The organism is Streptomyces narbonensis (assembly GCF_014649015.1).
Taxonomy (GTDB): domain Bacteria; phylum Actinomycetota; class Actinomycetes; order Streptomycetales; family Streptomycetaceae; genus Streptomyces; species Streptomyces narbonensis.
The window spans coordinates 9,175-23,051 of the sequence record NZ_BMSF01000015.1 but is presented as its reverse complement, the minus strand read 5'-3'; the positions used below and the strand labels follow the sequence as shown (position 1 = coordinate 23,051).

Here is a 13,877-nt window from a genome sequence, read left to right as displayed (position 1 = left end):
AACCGGGCGGTCCCCCTCGGGTCATTCCACTCCGATGAGCAGCGGCGGGGCTCCTTCGCCCGCGTGGTACGTGGTCGTGTCGACGGCCAGGTAGCCGCGGCGGACGTGTCGTTCGAGTGCGGCGGCGAGGTCGGGCGGGGTGCCGTCGGCGACGATCAGGGTGACGAGTTCGCCGCCCGCCGAGAGCATCCGGTCGAGGACGGTGCGGGCGGTCTCGGTGAGGTCCTGGCCGATGACGGCGACGTCGCCCTCGATCAGGCCGAGGACGTCGCCGGCCTGGCAGACGCCGGCCGAGGTGAAGGACTGGCGCTCGGCGACGGCGAGTTCGGCGTAGCGGGTGGCTCCGGCGGCGGCGGTCATGGCGACGACGTCCTCGTCGAAGCGGCGGTCCGGTTCGTGGACGGCGAGGGCGGCGATGCCCTGGACGGCGGCCCGGGTCGGGATGAGGGCGACGCGGATGCCCTCCGCCCTGGCCCGTTCGGCCGCGGCGGCGGCCGTCTGGCGGAGCTCGGTGTCGTTGGGCAGGAGGACGACCTCGCGGGCGTGCGCCCGGCGGATCGCGTCGACGAGTTCGTCGCCCGCGGGCTGTTCCCCGGGGCGTGTCTGGACGGTGGTGGCGCCCGCCTCGGCGCACAGTCCGGCCAGGCCCTCGCCGGGGACGACCGCGACGACGGCGCGCTGGGCCCTGGCCCCGAGAGCGTCCGTCTCCGCCTCGGCCGCGGCGCTCGCGAAGTGGGTGATGCGGATCCGGTGGGGGCGCCCCGCCTCGACGCCGGCCTCGACGGCGGCTCCGGCGTCGTCGACGTGCACGTGGACGTTCCACAGTCCGTCGCCGCCGACGACGACCAGGGAGTCCCCCAGCGCGTCGAGGCGGGACCGCAGCAGGTCCACGGCCGAGTCCCCGGCCTCCAGGAGGTAGATCACCTCGTACGCGGGGCCTTCCTCGGTGCCGCAGCGCTCGGGCGCGGCGGGCCCGAGCGGCACGAGCAGGCCGTGCGGCTCCGGTTCCGGGCGGTCGGGCGCCCGGCCGGTCACGGTCTCCACGAGCGCCCCGAGGACGGTCACCAGGCCCTGCCCTCCGGCGTCCACGACCCCGGCGCGGGTGAGGACGTCCAGTTGGCCCCGGGTGCTCGCCAGGGCGGTCCTGGCCCCCTCGTAGGCGCTTCCCGCCACCTCCGCGAGTCCGCCGCCCCCGGCGCAGGCCCGCGCGGCGGCGGAGGCCACCGTGAGGATCGTGCCCTCGACGGGGCGGGCGACGGCCCGGCGGGCCGCGTCGGCGGCCTCCGCGAGGGCGCGGGCGAGGTGATCACCGTCACGTCCTTCGGCGAGGACGGCGGCCATGCCGCGCAGCAGCTGGGCGAGGATGGTGCCGGAGTTGCCCCGGGCGCCGAGCAGGGCTCCGTGGGCCATGGCCCGTACGGTCTCGGCGGCGCCGGGTTCGGCGGCGGCGAAGACGGATTCGACGGCCTGATGCGCGGCTTCCGCCGTCAGGTACAGATTGGTGCCGGTGTCCCCGTCCGCGACCGGGTAGACGTTGATCGCGTCGATCTCCTCGCGCTCCCGCCCGAGGGCGTCCAGCGCCCGCGCGGACCAGGTCCGGAGTGCTGCGGCGTCGAGCTCGACGAGCTCCTCGAAAGGCTGAAGGGCTCGCGACAACAGGGGGCCTCCTTCGGCGATGAGCTCACCGCAGGGTAGACCCGGGGTGGCCTCCCCCCAAGCTCTCGGCTTCGCTCGGGCATGGGGGACCCCCAGTGACCTGGGCCGGGGGCGAGGTCCGCGGAGACCATGGTAGTTTCGTTCCACCGAAGCAGGCGTTGTATGCTGCTTCGGTTGCCCGGTTCAAGCCGGGCCATCCCCCGGCAAGCCACTTCAGACTCCTGATTCCGGTGCGCCGGATTTCACTGTAATTCTGAAGTCTTTGGAGTGACCCGTGGCTGCCAACTGCGACGTCTGCGGCAAGGGGCCGGGCTTCGGCAACAACATTTCGCACTCGCACCGCCGTACGTCCCGTCGCTGGAACCCGAACATCCAGCGCGTGCGTGCCGTGGTCGGTCGGACGCCGAAGCGGCTCAACGTCTGCACCTCGTGCATCAAGGCCGGCAAGGTCTCGCGCTAATCGCGACGTTCCGTCGTAGCGCAGCCCCTGCGGTTGCCTTGAGAGGCCGGTTCACCTAGGTGAACCGGCCTCTTGCCGTACCCGGATTCTTTTTTCGGACGTCCGGAGTCCGGAAGCCCGGAGGTCCGGAGTCCGGAGACTCAGGCGTCCGGATTCCTGAGACCCTGAAGCCCCCGTAATCCCGGAATCCCGGAATCCCTTCACGACGGGGCCGCTAGGCCCTGAACCGCCAGCCGTGGTCGACCGGGCCGATGCCCGAGCCCAGCGCGAATCCGGCGGCGATGGCCCCGGTCACGTACTCCTTGGCCTCCCGCACCGCCTCCGGCACCGCCAGGCCCTTGGCGAGCCCCGAGGCCACGGCCGAGGCCAGCGTGCAGCCCGTCCCGTGCGTGTGGCGGTTGTCGTGCCGTGGCGCGCGCAGCCAGTGCTCCTCGGTGCCGTCCGTCAGCAGGTCCACGGCCTCCTGGCCGGTGGGCAGGTGCCCGCCCTTGATCAGGGCCCAGCGCGCCCCGTACGCCAGGATCGCCTCGGCGGCGACCCGCATGTCGCTCTCGTACACGACGTGGACGCCTGTGAGCTGCGCCACCTCGTCCAGGTTGGGCGTGGCGACGGTCGCGACCGGAAGCAGCTTCGTCCGGACCGATTCGAGGGCCGAGGCGGCGAGCAGCGAGTCCCCGTGCTTGGAGACGCCGACGGGGTCCACGACCACCGGGGCGGGCGTCCCGGCCAGCAGCTCCGCCACCGTCTCGACGAGCGCGGCGGAGGCCAGCATGCCCGTCTTCACGGCCTGGACGCCGATGTCGTCGACGACGGCCCTGTACTGGGCGCGTACGGCCTCCTCGGGCAGCTCCCAGGCGCCCTGGACGCCCCGCGAGTTCTGGGCGGTGACGGCGGTGAGCACGCTCATGCCGTGGACGCCGAGCGCGAGCATCGTCTTCAGGTCGGCCTGGATGCCGGCGCCGCCGCCGGAGTCGGATCCGGCGACGGTGAGCACGAGCGGGGGCACCGCGGCGGACGCCGCCGGGGGCCGAGCCGTCACTCCGTCTCCCCGAAGTGGTCCCAGCCGCCCGCGCTGTGCCAGGGGGCGCCGTCCACGGTGACCTGCGGCAGCGCCGAGGGGTGGAGGACCTCGCCGATGACCTTCCAGCGGGCGGGAAGCTTCACGTCCGGCGGGAAGGTGGCCACGATGGCGTGGTCCTCTCCCCCGGTGAGCACCCACTGCATGGGGTCGACGCCGACGGCCTGGCCGATGTCGTTCATCTGGGTGGGGATGTCGATGAGCCCGGAGCGCAGGTCGATGCGGACCTTGCTGGCCTCGGCGATGTGCCCGAGGTCGGCGATCAGGCCGTCGCTGACGTCGCACATGGCGGTGGCGCCGAGTCCCGCGGCGGCGGGGCCGGCGTGGTAGGGCGGCTCGGGCCTGCGGTGGGCCTCGACGAAGGCGCGGGGCGAGCGGAAGCCGCGGGAGAGGACGGCGTATCCGGCGGCGGACCAGCCGAGCCAGCCGGTGTACGCGACGACGTCGCCGGGCTGGGCCCCGCCCCGGGTCACCGGGTCGTGGTTGCGGAGGTCGCCGAGGGCGGTGATGGCGATGGTGATGGTGTCGCCCCGGACGACGTCGCCGCCGACGACGGCCGCGCCCGCGACCTGACATTCGTCGCGCAGTCCGTCCATGAGTTCGACGGGCCAGGTGGCGGGGAGTTCGGCGGGGACGACGAGGCCGAGGAGGAGCGCGGTGGGGACCGCGCCCATGGCGGCGATGTCCGCGAGGTTCTGCGCGGCGGCCTTTCGGCCGACGTCGTACGCCGTCGACCAGTCGCGGCGGAAGTGACGTCCTTCGAGGAGGATGTCCGTGCTGGCCACCACGCGCCGGTCGGGTGCGGAGACGACCGCGGCGTCGTCGCCGGGCCCGATCCGTACCGCCGGGGTGGAGGTGAGCCGGGACGTGAGCTCTCTGATGAGCCCGAACTCGCCCAGCTCTCCGACTGTGCCCTTCACCGCGTCTCACCTCGTGTCTTCGTGCCGGCCGGCGGGCGGGGGCGCGCGTGGGCGCGCCGCGGGTCGCGGGCCGTCACCGTGCTGGGTACCGTCAAGTAGACCGTCAACTTCAGTCGTGCGTACGCCACAACGCGAGTGCCCCGGGACGCGCGGGTCTCCCCGTGGCCCGCGGCGACGCGGTACCGTGGCGTCCCTTTCTCCCACAAGATCCTCGTGGTCGCCCTGGAGGTTCCGTGGTACAGGCGTACATCCTCATCCAGACCGAGGTGGGCAAGGCGTCGACCGTCGCCGACACCATCTCCAAGATCCCGGGGGTGCTTCAGGCCGAAGACGTGACCGGTCCTTACGACGTGATCGTGCGCGCGCAGGCGGACACCGTGGACGAGCTGGGCCGCATGGTGGTCGCCAAGGTCCAGCAAGTGGACGGCATCACGCGCACCCTCACCTGCCCGGTCGTTCATCTGTAGCCCCCGTCTACGCTTGGCCGGTGATGTCATCCCACCGGCCCTTCGGCCTGCCCGCCGCCGCCACGGCGGCCGTCCTGCTGCTGGCCGCCACCGGTTGCTCCTGGACGGACGCCGGGGCGTCCGTGGCGGTTCCCCGCCCCCCGGCGCCGGAGGCGGCCCTCTGCCAGGCGCTGGAGAAGGAGCTGCCCGACACCGTGGCGGGGCTGGAGCGGAGCGATCCTGAGCCGGGCTCCGAGCTGACCGCCGGCTGGGGTGACGGTGCGATCGTACTGCGCTGCGGGGTCCCCCGGCCCGAAAAGATGAGCGATCCGAACTCCCAGGCCGTCGAGGCGAACGGCGTGAACTGGATGCTGGAGCGTCCGGAGGGCGGCGGGACCCGTTTCACGTCGGTGTACCGGAAGACGTACGTCGAGGTGGCCATGGACGAGCGGTACCGGCACGACGCCACCCCGCTCGCGGATCTCGCCGCCTCCGTGGCGAAGACCATCCCCTGCGGGATCGATCCGGAGTGCTTCTAGGCGCACTCCGGATCGCGTGTTCCCGACCGCTGCCCGAGGGGGCTAGCGCAGGCCCGTGGAGCGGGTCAGCGCGGCCTGGATCAGCCGGTCGACGAGCTCGGGGTAGCTCACGCCGCTCTCCTGCCACATGCGCGGGTACATGGAGATGGGGGTGAAGCCGGGCATCGTGTTGACCTCGTTGATGACGAAGTCGCCGTCCTCGGTGAGGAAGAAGTCGGCGCGGACCAGGCCCTCGCAGGAGATCGCCTCGTAGGCCGCGACGGCCAGGCGCTGGATCTCGGCGGTGGCCTCGTCGCCGATCGGCGCGGGCACGATGCCGGAGGCCGAGTCGATGTACTTGGCCTCGAAGTCGTAGAAGTCGTGGTCGGTGACCGGCGGGATCTCGGCCGGCACGCTGGCGCGCGGGCCGTCCTCGAACTCCAGGACGCCGCACTCGATCTCGCGGCCGCGGAGCAGCGACTCGACGAGGATCTTGGGGTCGTGGCGGCGGGCCTCCTCGATGGCCTCGTCCAGGCCCGAGAGGTCGTCGACCTTGGTGATGCCCATGGACGAACCGCCGCGGGCCGGCTTCACGAAGAGCGGCCAGCCGTGCTCGGCGGCGAACTCGACGATCTTCTTGCGGGCGGCGGCCGGGTTCTGCTCCCACTCGCGCGGCCGGATGACCTCGTACGGGCCGACCGGCAGTCCGAAGGAGACGAAGACCCGCTTCATGTACTCCTTGTCCTGGCCGACGGCGGAGGCGAGGACGCCCGCGCCGACGTAGGGGACGCCGGAGAGCTCCAGGAGGCCCTGGAGGGTGCCGTCCTCGCCGTACGGGCCGTGCAGCATCGGGAAGACCACGTCGACCTCGCCGAGGGCGCGCGGGACGGAGCCGGGCTCGCTGAGGACGACCTCGCGGTTGGCGGGGTCGACGGAGAGGACGACACCGCCCTCCTCGGACTCGGCCAGATCGGCGACGTTCGGCAGGGCGCGGTCGGCGATGGCCATGCGCTCGGGGGCGTCGGCGGTGAGCGCCCAGCGCCCGTCCGTCGTGATGCCGATGGGCAGCACGTCGTACTTGTCCCGGTCGATGGCGCTCAGGACGGCGCCCGCCGTGACGACGGAGATGGCGTGCTCGGAGCTGCGACCGCCGAAGACGACGGCCACGCGCGGCTTGCGGGGGCTCTGGGTGTTCTCGCTCATATCGCGATGAGCGTACCTTGCGGTTCCCGAACTCCTGAGCGCCCCGCTGCCGCCGCGCGCGTACGGCGCAGCGGGTGTCGCCGCCGTGCCGTTCCGCGTCCGTGTCAGCGGCGCTCGGACTTCGCGCTGCGCGACATGAGCTCCTTGAGGGCGACGACCGGCGGCTTGCCCTCGTGCACGATCGAGACGACGGTCTCGGTGATCGGCATGTCGACGCCGTGGCGGCGGGCCAGGTCGAGCACGGACTCGCAGGACTTGACGCCTTCGGCGGTCTGCTTGGTGGCCGCGATGGTCTCCTGGAGGGTCATCCCGCGGCCCAGGTTGGTGCCGAAGGTGTTGTTCCGGGAGAGCGGCGAGGAGCAGGTGGCCACCAGGTCGCCGAGGCCGGCGAGGCCGGAGAAGGTGAGCGGGTCGGCGCCCATGGCGAGGCCGAGGCGGGTGGTCTCGGCGAGGCCCCGGGTGATGAGCGTGGCCTTCGAGTTGTCGCCGAGTCCCATGCCGTTGGCGATGCCGACGGCGAGTCCGATGACGTTCTTGACCGCGCCGCCGAGCTCGCAGCCGACGACGTCGGTGCTCGTGTACGGGCGGAAGTACGGGGTCATACAGGCTGTCTGGAGCCGCTGCGCGACCGACTCGTCGGCGCAGGCGACCACGGCTCCGGCGGGCTGCCGGGAGGCGATCTCCTTGGCCAGGTTGGGCCCGGTGAGAACGGCCACGCGCTCGGCGGGCACGTCCGCGACCTCCATGACGACCTCGCTCATCCGCTCGGCCGTGCCGAGTTCGACGCCCTTCATGAGGGAGACGAGGACGGTGTCGGGGGCGAGCAGCGGCTTCCAGGCGGCGAGGTTGCCGCGCAGCGTCTGCGAGGGGACGACGAGGACCGTGAAGTCGGCGTCGTGGGCGGCCTCCGCCGGGTCGGCGGTGGCCGTGATCGACCGCGGGAGCTCGATGCCCGGGAGGTAGTCGGGGTTGACCCGAGTGGCGTTGATCTCCTTCGCGAGCTCCGCGCGGCGGCCCCAGAGGCTCACCTCGCAGCCCGCGTCGGCGAGCACCATGGCGAAGGCCGTGCCCCAGGATCCGTTGCCGAAGACTGCTGCCTTGGTCACTTGGTGCCTCCCTCGGCGGCCTTGCGCCGCTGTTCGAGGCGGGCCTTGCGGTGGTCGTACGGTTCGGCGGGCGCCTTCTCGCCGCGGATCTCCTCCAGGAGCGCGGTGACGGCGGCCATGATGACCTCGGTGGCCTCGCGGAGCACTTCGGGTGTCGGCTCCAGGCCGTCGAAGCGGGAGAGGTCGACCGGCGGACCGGCCTGGACGGTCAGCGTCTTGCGGGGGAAGAGGCTGAGCTTCTTCCCCCGGGCGTACGGCGGCATCGCGAGGTTGGCACCCCACTGGGCCACCGGGATGACCGGGACCTTGGTGAGCAGCGCGACGCGGGCGGCGCCGGTCTTGCCGGCCATGGGCCACATGTCGGGGTCCCTGGTCAGGGTGCCCTCGGGATAGAAGGCGACGCACTCGCCGCTCTCGATGGCGTCGACGGCGGCCCGGAAGGCGTCCAGCGCGTTGGTGGTCTCGCGGTAGACGGGGATCTGGCCGGTGTTGCGCAGCATCATGCCGACGAAGGGGCTCTTGAAGAGGCCCGCCTTGGCCAGAAGGCGCGGGACGCGACCGGTGTTGTACTGGTAGTGCGCGTAGGACAGCGGGTCCAGGTAGGAGTTGTGGTTGACCACGGTGATGAATCCGCCGTCGGCCGGAATGTGCTCCATACCGCGCCAGTCCCGCTTGAACAGAACCACCAGGGGGGGTTTGGCGATGACCGCCGCGAGGCGGTACCAGAAGCCGATTCTGCGGCGGGGCACTCGGACACCTTTCTCCGGGACTGGCTGGCAGGGGGTCAAGTGTCGCCCCATGCTCCTGCTCTGTCGAGGACACGGTACGCCCCGGGGCCTCCGGCGGACCGCGCGGGCGGGACAGAATGGGCCACGATGAACAGTGACGCGAACGACGGCTGGCACCTCGTGTTACCGCTGAAACCCCTTGCCCTGGCGAAGAGCAGACTGGCCCCGGCGACCGGCGCCCTGCTGCGTCCCCGGCTCGCCCTGGCGTTCGCCGAGGACACGGTGGGGGCGGCGCTGAACTGCGCGCGCGTACGGGATGTGGTGGTCGTCACGGACGATCCGGCGGCCGGGGCGGCCCTCGCGGCCCTGGGGGCGCGGATCGTGCCGGACCTCCCGGCGGCCGGGCTCAACGCGGCGCTGGAGCACGGGGTCCGTGCGATACGGGAGCGGCGGCGGCACGCGCGCGTGGCCGCGCTCAACGCCGATCTGCCGGCGCTGCGGACCGCCGAGCTGGCCCGCGTCCTGGACACCGCCCGGACATTTCCGAGGGCATTTCTCGCGGATGCCGCCGAAATAGGTACGACATTCCTCTCGGCGGGTCCGGGCGTGGAATTGGAACCGGCATTCGGAGGCGCGTCGAGACTGCGCCATTTGTCGTCGGGCGCGGTGGAAATCAGACTGACCGGGGTGGATTCCGTGCGCCGGGACGTGGACACCGGCGAGGATCTGGCGGAGGCCCGGGCGCTGGGGCTCGGCCCGCGGACGGCCGCCCGGTGGCTGCCGGCGGCCGGATAGGCTGCGGTCCATGCAGGCGACCGCGTTCACGTACGACTCCGAGACCCGCAGCGGAAGTGTGCTGCTCGACGACGGCACCCCGGTGGATTTCGGGGCGGAGGCCTTCGACGCGGGCGGGCTTCGGCTGCTCCGACCGGGGCAGCGGGTGCGGATCGAGGCGGAGCCGGGGACGTCCGGGGCCGGACTGCGGATCACCCTGGTGACGCTCCAGACGTTCTGAGCTTCTGAGCTTCCGGCTTCCGGCTTCCGGGCTTCCGGGCTTCCGGGCTTCCGTAGATCTTCAGGGCTTCCGTGAACGCGCCGCGGGCCGGGCTCTCCTTGGTGGGGAGCCCGGCCCGGCGGGTGGTACCGCTCGTCCTACTTCTTGGCGGCGGCCTTCTTGGCGGTCGTCTTGCGCGCCGTGGTCTTCTTCGCGGGCGCCTTCGTCGCCGTGGCCTTCTTCGCGGCCGGCGCGGTCTTCTTGGCCGTGGTCTTGACGGCCTTCTTCGCCGCGGCCGTGGTGGTCTTCTTCGCGGCGGCGGTCGTGGTCTTCTTGGCCGCCGTCGAGGCCTTCTTCGCCGCAGTGGTCTTCTTCGCCGCGGCGGTGGTGGTGGTGGTCTTCTTGGCCGGGGTCGCCTTCTTCGCGGCGGCCGCCGTGACCTTCTTCGCCGGGGTCGCCTTCTTCGCGGCGGCCTTCTTGGCGGTGGTGGCCTTCTTGGCCGCGGCCTTCTTCACGGTCGCGGAGGCACCACCGGTGAGGCTGCCCTTGGGGGCCTTCTTGACGGAGACCTCGCCACCCTTGGGGAGCTTCTTCGAGCCGCTGACCAGGTCCTTGAAGCCCTGACCAGCGCGGAAGCGCGGAACCGAGGTCTTCTTGACCCGGACGCGCTCGCCCGTCTGCGGGTTGCGGGCGTAGCGGGCCGGACGGTCGACCTTCTCGAACGAGCCGAAGCCCGTGACCGAGACCCGGTCGCCCGCGACCACGGCACGCACGATGGCGTCGAGCACGTGGTCGACGGCTTCGGCGGCCTGCTGGCGACCGCCCATCTTGTCGGCAATCGCTTCTACGAGCTGCGCCTTGTTCACGTCTTCCCCTTCGGAGACATTGCCAGAACGAAAGTGTTCAAGCTTTTTCGCACGTTAGGCATGTATATACCGCAAATCAAACACGAAACGGGCTAATCACCCTAGTGCCGCAACGCAAAAGACCCGCTGCGGAGTTCCTGGTGTCAGTCGTCCTCTGGGAATCGGCCCTCGTCGAGGTCCTTCATCAACCGGTCCAGACGCGTTGCCGCGTCCTTGAGATCGTGCTTCGCCGCGGCCGTCACGACCAGCAGCTTCCGGGACAGCGCCATCCTTACGCCCTCCGGGACTTGCAGTGAGCGCACTCTTGTGTGCGCTTCCTTCAATCGGGCGGCGACTGCCTCGTAGAGCTCGAGTTGGCTGTCGCGTTCCATGCACCGATTGTGCCATCTAGGGCGAGTTGTCGCCCGACAGGGCCCCAACAAGCGACTGCGCCCCCCACCTGGCGGTGGGGGGCGCAGTCTTGGAAAAGCGCTGCTCAGACCGTAATTGTACGGGGCTTGAAGGACGGTCGTGCCGCCTCGTAGGCCGCGATGTCGGCTTCGTTCTGAAGGGTGAGGCTGATGTCGTCGAGTCCGTTCAGCAGACGCCAGCGGGCGTTCTCGTCGAGCTCGAAGTCCGCGTCGATCCCGGCGGCCAGGACCTTGCGCTGCTCCAGGTCGACCGTGATCTCGGCGGTCGGGTCGGCCTCGGTCAGCTCCCAGAGCGCGTCGACCGTCTCCTGCGGCAGGACGACGGTGAGCAGGCCGTTCTTCAGCGAGTTGCCGCGGAAGATGTCGGCGAAGCGGGCGGAGATGACCGCCTGGAAGCCGTAGTTCTGGAGCGCCCAGACGGCGTGCTCACGGGAGGAGCCGGTGCCGAAGTCGGGGCCGGCGACCAGGACCGAGGCGCCCTGCCGCTCCGGGCGGTTGAGGACGAACTCGGAGTCCTTGCGCCAGGCCTCGAAGAGCCCGTCCTCGAAGCCGTCGCGGGTGACCTTCTTCAGCCAGTGCGCCGGGATGATCTGGTCCGTGTCGACGTTGCTGCGGCGCAGCGGGACGGCCCGGCCGGTGTGCGTGGTGAAAGCTTCCATGGTTCCTCAGACCCCCGCGGTGGTGGTGGCGTCGGACAGATCGGCCGGGGAGGCCAGGTGGCCCAGGACGGCGGTGGCGGCGGCGACCTGGGGGGAGACCAGGTGGGTGCGGCCGCCCTTGCCCTGCCGGCCCTCGAAGTTGCGGTTGGAGGTGGACGCGGAGCGCTCACCGGGCGCCAGTTGGTCGGGGTTCATGCCCAGACACATCGAGCAGCCCGCGTGCCGCCATTCGGCGCCGGCCTCCTTGAAGACCTTGTCCAGGCCCTCCTCCAGGGCCTGCAGGGCGACCCGGACGGAGCCGGGGACGACCAGCATGCGGACGCCGTCGGCGACCTGGCGGCCCTTGAGGAGGTCCGCGGCGTTGCGCAGGTCCTCGATGCGGCCGTTGGTGCAGGAGCCTACGAAGACGGTGTCGACCTTGATGTCGCGCAGCGGCTGTCCGGCGGTCAACCCCATGTATTCCAGGGCCTTTTCGGCGGCGAGGCGCTCCGAAGCGTCTTCGTACGAAGTCGGGTCGGGGACGTTCGACGAAAGCGGCGCACCCTGGCCGGGGTTGGTGCCCCAGGTGACGAACGGCGCCAGGGAGGCGGCGTCGATGACGACCTCGGCGTCGAAGACGGCGTCCTCGTCGGACTTCAGCGTCTTCCAGTACGCGACGGCGGCGTCCCAGTCCTCGCCCTCGGGGGCGTGGGCGCGGCCCTCCAGGTAGGCGAAGGTGGTCTCGTCGGGGGCGATCATGCCCGCGCGGGCGCCGGCCTCGATCGACATGTTGCAGATGGTCATCCGGGCCTCCATCGAGAGCTTCTCGATGGCGGAGCCGCGGTACTCCAGGATGTAGCCCTGGCCGCCGCCGGTACCGATCTTCGCGATGATCGCGAGGATCAGGTCCTTGGCGGTGACGTCCTCGGGCAGCTCGCCGTCGACCGTGATGGCCATGGTCTTCGGGCGGGCCAGCGGCAGCGTCTGGGTGGCGAGCACGTGCTCGACCTGGCTGGTGCCGATGCCGAACGCCAGCGCGCCGAAGGCGCCGTGCGTGGAGGTGTGCGAGTCGCCGCAGACCACGGTCGTGCCCGGCTGGGTCAGGCCCAGCTGCGGTCCCACGACGTGGACGACGCCCTGCTCGACGTCGCCCAGCGGGTGCAGCCGGACGCCGAACTCGGCGCAGTTCTTCCGCAGCGTCTCCAGCTGGGCACGGGAGACGGGGTCCGCGATGGGCTTGTCGATGTCGAGGGTCGGGGTGTTGTGGTCCTCGGTGGCGATGGTGAGGTCGAGGCGCCGCACCTGCCGGCCGTTCTGGCGCAGGCCGTCGAAGGCCTGGGGGCTGGTCACCTCGTGCAGCAGGTGCAGATCGATGAAGAGGAGGTCGGGCTCGCCCTCGGCGCGCCGGACGACATGGTCGTCCCAGACCTTCTCCGCGAGTGTCCTACCCATCGCTTTCCCTCCGGCCGACGTCTACGCCGGCACAACTAGAGACCCGTTTCGCGGGCCGTTGTGCGGCCGCATCACCAGAGTGCCAAGGTCCTCGGAAAATTGAACTTGCGTTTCACAGAGTGAGACGCGAATATCGTTGCATGGACAACTCTAGCGGCGTAGGCGTTCTCGACAAGGCAGCCCTTGTCCTGAGCGCCCTGGAGTCCGGTCCGGCCACCCTCGCAGGACTGGTCGCGGCGACGGGACTCGCACGACCCACGGCACACCGACTGGCCGTGGCACTGGAACACCACCGGATGGTGGCGCGTGACATGCAGGGCCGGTTCATCCTCGGACCGCGCCTCTCGGAGCTCGCGGCCGCGGCCGGCGAGGACCGCCTGCTCGCGACCGCCGGCCCCGTGCTGACGCATCTGCGCGACGTCACCGGCGAGAGCGCCCAGCTCTACCGGCGCCAGGGCGACATGCGCATCTGCGTGGCGGCGGCCGAGCGACTCTCGGGCCTGCGGGACACCGTCCCGGTCGGCTCGACGCTGACCATGAAGGCCGGCTCCTCGGCGCAGATCCTGATGGCCTGGGAGGAGCCCGAGCGGCTGCACCGCGGCCTCCAGGGTGCCCGCTTCACGGCGACGGCCCTGTCGGGCGTACGGCGCCGCGGCTGGGCCCAGTCGATCGGCGAGCGGGAGCCGGGCGTCGCGTCCGTCTCCGCGCCCGTACGCGGCCCCTCGAACCGCGTCGTGGCCGCCGTGTCGGTCTCGGGCCCGATCGAGCGTCTGACGCGCCACCCGGGCCGTATGCACGCCCAGGCGGTCATCGACGCCGCCGCCCGTCTCTCCGAGGCGCTCCGCCGCAACGGCTGATCCCCTCGTCCCTCCGTCCGTCCCCGGCCCACCGCTTCAACGCCGCAGCGGTGGGCCGGAGTTGCGTCCGCAGACGGCGCGGAACAGCGAGGAAGCCCTCCCCCGAAGGGAAGGGCTTCCTCGTTCGTACCCCCGACCGGATTCGAACCGGCGCTACCGCCTTGAGAGGGCGGCGTGCTAGGCCGCTACACAACGGGGGCCTTGCGGATCAGATCCGCGGTTGCAGATGAGCTCTGCGAGCTGGCCTACCTGGACTCGAACCAAGACTAACGGAACCAGAAACCGTCGTGCTGCCAATTACACCATAGGCCATGGTGGTTGCACCGTACCCCCGACCGGATTCGAACCGGCGCTACCGCCTTGAGAGGGCGGCGTGCTAGGCCGCTACACAACGGGGGCCCTAGCGATCCCACCCGGCATGAGCCGGGTGATGTCACCGCGGACGCACCGGGAGCTACCCAGGTGTTCCGCAGGATGGATCAGTACCCCCGACCGGATTCGAACCGGCGCTACCGCCTTGAGAGGGCGGCGTGCTAGGCCGCTAC

General features: G+C 71.3%; 16 protein-coding genes and 3 tRNA genes. 6 read left to right on the top strand and 13 right to left on the bottom strand.

The genetic code is table 11. The features are described 5' to 3' along the window. Positions 1 to 21 precede the first annotated feature (21 nt). Positions 22 to 1,656, bottom strand: a complete 1,635-nt coding sequence (locus IE124_RS25880) for a DAK2 domain-containing protein (RefSeq protein WP_189510863.1) — start codon at positions 1,654 to 1,656, stop codon at positions 22 to 24. Between the two features lie 274 nt (positions 1,657 to 1,930). On the opposite strand from IE124_RS25880, the gene rpmB reads away from it, so the two are divergent. Further along, positions 1,931 to 2,116 carry a 50S ribosomal protein L28 gene (gene rpmB / locus IE124_RS25875; protein ID WP_003957616.1) on the top strand — a complete coding sequence of 62 codons (186 nt, stop codon included), beginning with the start codon at positions 1,931 to 1,933 and terminating at the stop codon, positions 2,114 to 2,116. Positions 2,117 to 2,330: 214 nt separating this feature from the next. Here the strand turns inward: rpmB and thiD are convergent, their stop codons facing one another. Both thiD and IE124_RS25865 read right to left on the bottom strand, forming a co-directional pair. Beyond that, on the bottom strand, positions 2,331 to 3,122 hold the full coding sequence (gene thiD / locus IE124_RS25870; RefSeq protein WP_189511085.1) for a bifunctional hydroxymethylpyrimidine kinase/phosphomethylpyrimidine kinase: 792 nt from the start codon (positions 3,120 to 3,122) through the stop codon (positions 2,331 to 2,333). Positions 3,123 to 3,151: 29 nt separating this feature from the next. Then, positions 3,152 to 4,114, bottom strand: coding sequence for a thiamine-phosphate kinase (locus IE124_RS25865; protein ID WP_055641144.1), 963 nt, complete (start codon positions 4,112 to 4,114; stop codon positions 3,152 to 3,154). Positions 4,115 to 4,347: 233 nt separating this feature from the next. Here IE124_RS25865 and IE124_RS25860 point away from each other — a divergent pair, with 233 nt between their 5' ends. Both IE124_RS25860 and IE124_RS25855 read left to right on the top strand, forming a co-directional pair. After that, on the top strand, positions 4,348 to 4,581 hold the full coding sequence (locus IE124_RS25860; protein ID WP_015036438.1) for an Lrp/AsnC family transcriptional regulator: 234 nt from the start codon (positions 4,348 to 4,350) through the stop codon (positions 4,579 to 4,581). 23 nt (positions 4,582 to 4,604) lie between these two features. Continuing rightward, complete coding sequence (locus tag IE124_RS25855) at positions 4,605 to 5,099, top strand: DUF3515 domain-containing protein (RefSeq protein WP_189511083.1); 495 nt, start codon at positions 4,605 to 4,607, stop codon at positions 5,097 to 5,099. A gap of 42 nt (positions 5,100 to 5,141) precedes the next feature. Here the strand turns inward: IE124_RS25855 and IE124_RS25850 are convergent, their stop codons facing one another. From IE124_RS25850 to IE124_RS25840, 3 genes are all read right to left on the bottom strand, one after another. Next, complete coding sequence (locus IE124_RS25850) at positions 5,142 to 6,281, bottom strand: D-alanine--D-alanine ligase family protein (RefSeq protein WP_189510859.1); 1,140 nt, start codon at positions 6,279 to 6,281, stop codon at positions 5,142 to 5,144. 104 nt (positions 6,282 to 6,385) lie between these two features. Then, positions 6,386 to 7,387, bottom strand: a complete 1,002-nt coding sequence (locus tag IE124_RS25845; RefSeq protein WP_189510856.1) for an NAD(P)H-dependent glycerol-3-phosphate dehydrogenase — start codon at positions 7,385 to 7,387, stop codon at positions 6,386 to 6,388. Continuing rightward, positions 7,384 to 8,136 carry a lysophospholipid acyltransferase family protein gene (locus IE124_RS25840; RefSeq protein WP_189510853.1) on the bottom strand — a complete coding sequence of 251 codons (753 nt, stop codon included), beginning with the start codon at positions 8,134 to 8,136 and terminating at the stop codon, positions 7,384 to 7,386. Before IE124_RS25840 ends, IE124_RS25845 begins: the two co-directional genes overlap by 4 nt. Before the next feature lie 126 nt (positions 8,137 to 8,262). Here IE124_RS25840 and cofC point away from each other — a divergent pair, with 126 nt between their 5' ends. Further along, positions 8,263 to 8,910, top strand: coding sequence for a 2-phospho-L-lactate guanylyltransferase (gene cofC / locus IE124_RS25835; RefSeq protein WP_189510850.1), 648 nt, complete (start codon positions 8,263 to 8,265; stop codon positions 8,908 to 8,910). 10 nt (positions 8,911 to 8,920) lie between these two features. After that, on the top strand, positions 8,921 to 9,130 hold the full coding sequence (locus IE124_RS25830; RefSeq protein ID WP_024755919.1) for a hypothetical protein: 210 nt from the start codon (positions 8,921 to 8,923) through the stop codon (positions 9,128 to 9,130). Positions 9,131 to 9,267: 137 nt separating this feature from the next. Here the strand turns inward: IE124_RS25830 and IE124_RS25825 are convergent, their stop codons facing one another. From IE124_RS25825 to leuC, 4 genes are all read right to left on the bottom strand, one after another. Beyond that, a complete protein-coding gene (locus IE124_RS25825; RefSeq protein WP_189510847.1) occupies positions 9,268 to 9,975 on the bottom strand; it encodes an HU family DNA-binding protein in 708 nt (235 codons plus the stop codon). A gap of 143 nt (positions 9,976 to 10,118) precedes the next feature. Then, positions 10,119 to 10,346, bottom strand: coding sequence for an SCO5555 family protein (locus tag IE124_RS25820; protein WP_015036430.1), 228 nt, complete (start codon positions 10,344 to 10,346; stop codon positions 10,119 to 10,121). Between the two features lie 104 nt (positions 10,347 to 10,450). After that, entirely contained in the window at positions 10,451 to 11,044 is a 594-nt protein-coding gene (gene leuD / locus IE124_RS25815; protein ID WP_189510844.1) for a 3-isopropylmalate dehydratase small subunit, read from the bottom strand. Between the two features lie 6 nt (positions 11,045 to 11,050). Beyond that, positions 11,051 to 12,475 carry a 3-isopropylmalate dehydratase large subunit gene (leuC, locus tag IE124_RS25810; protein ID WP_189510841.1) on the bottom strand — a complete coding sequence of 475 codons (1,425 nt, stop codon included), beginning with the start codon at positions 12,473 to 12,475 and terminating at the stop codon, positions 11,051 to 11,053. A 140-nt stretch (positions 12,476 to 12,615) separates the two neighbouring features. On the opposite strand from leuC, the gene ndgR reads away from it, so the two are divergent. After that, positions 12,616 to 13,332: an IclR family transcriptional regulator NdgR gene (gene ndgR / locus IE124_RS25805; protein ID WP_017235973.1), complete on the top strand. Its 717-nt coding sequence runs from the start codon at positions 12,616 to 12,618 to the stop codon at positions 13,330 to 13,332. Positions 13,333 to 13,459: 127 nt separating this feature from the next. On the opposite strand, the gene IE124_RS25800 is transcribed toward ndgR, so the two are convergent. The 3 genes from IE124_RS25800 to IE124_RS25790 form a co-directional block, all read right to left on the bottom strand. Beyond that, positions 13,460 to 13,532 (bottom strand) — tRNA-Glu (locus IE124_RS25800). A 40-nt stretch (positions 13,533 to 13,572) separates the two neighbouring features. Beyond that, positions 13,573 to 13,644 (bottom strand) — tRNA-Gln (locus IE124_RS25795). A 14-nt stretch (positions 13,645 to 13,658) separates the two neighbouring features. Beyond that, positions 13,659 to 13,731, bottom strand: a tRNA-Glu gene (locus IE124_RS25790). Positions 13,732 to 13,877: the final 146 nt, after the last annotated feature.